The 1022-nt window shown below is 34.3% G+C and carries 1 protein-coding gene; it reads right to left on the bottom strand.

Annotation, left to right across the window (positions count from 1 at the left end; all coding sequences use genetic code 11):
- Positions 1 to 183: 183 nt before the first annotated feature.
- Entirely contained in the window at positions 184 to 450 is a 267-nt protein-coding gene (locus H4J57_RS19465) for a hypothetical protein (RefSeq protein ID WP_182243986.1), read from the bottom strand.
- Positions 451 to 1022: the final 572 nt, after the last annotated feature.

Raw genomic sequence — 1022 nt, 5'->3', positions numbered from 1 at the left:
GTCTATGAAAGCGCTCATAACGATAAACTCAGGGTTCAGCATTAAAAGACCAATAATAATTAATGTTAATACTTTCCAAAACCAATCTATAATTTTCATCACAATTCTCGGTACGGCTAACGCCCCACTAAGAGGCAAATAATAGTTGGTTAAAATAGAGAGCGAAGCGAACAAAACCAACTGTTATTTGTCCTGCTTGAGTGGCTTGTTAGGTTTATCTTCTTTAGTGAAAGCCATTAAAGTTAAAACCGCTTTAAACACTCCACCAAGAGATAATAAAATGCCTAGAAGAAAAATACCATGTGTAGTTGGTAAATTACGACCCAATTCGATATCTTTTCCCATTGTCACAGTAACGGCAGTAATGGTACATAGGATTATGCCAAGTAAAATAAAACCTACACTTTGCAAGTAAGCTTTACCCTTTTCTTTTTTAGACAGTGAAGTCATCGACGAAACCTAACGCCACATTAAGCGGCAAAAAATTGTTGGCTAAAATGTTGAACGAAGTGAAAACAGCCAACTGTTTTTTGTCCGTTTGAATGCCTTGTTATGCGATTTTTACATTACCACAAACCGTACAATTTATATAAATATTAGTGACATAAAATGTGCATTTAAAAAACTCACAGCATTGCGATACACTAAACCGTGAATTTTGAGCCACTAATGAAAAGTGAATTTATCACTTACCTATTTTGGCGAAAAACTATTTAACCAAAAACTTAAATAGATTTAATTATGCGTAAATAACCAAGATAAAGAAAAGGCAATTACCACAATTACATTTAATCGAATTCGCAATGCCGCATAACGCCCATATTAAGCGGCAAAAATTAGTTGGCTAAAATGTTGAACGAAGTGAAAACAGCCAACTGTTTTTTGTCCGTTTGAATTGCTTATAGTTGGACCAATCCATTTATCAATCGATTAGTTTACTATATTTGATAAGTGGAATATGCCTCTGTTGGTTACGAATATTGAACGGCAAACATCCAATGTTTCTAACAAGACGTTCGAAC

This window comes from Colwellia sp. BRX8-7 (assembly GCF_014077275.1).
Taxonomy (GTDB): Bacteria; Pseudomonadota; Gammaproteobacteria; order Enterobacterales; family Alteromonadaceae; genus Colwellia_A.
This window is presented reverse-complemented; position numbering and strand designations above follow the sequence as displayed.

Coding starts and splice junctions, on each gene's coding strand:
- H4J57_RS19465 (WP_182243986.1), bottom strand. CDS start 450: ATGACTTCACTGTCTAAAAAAGAAAAGGGTAAAGCTTACTTGCAAAGT.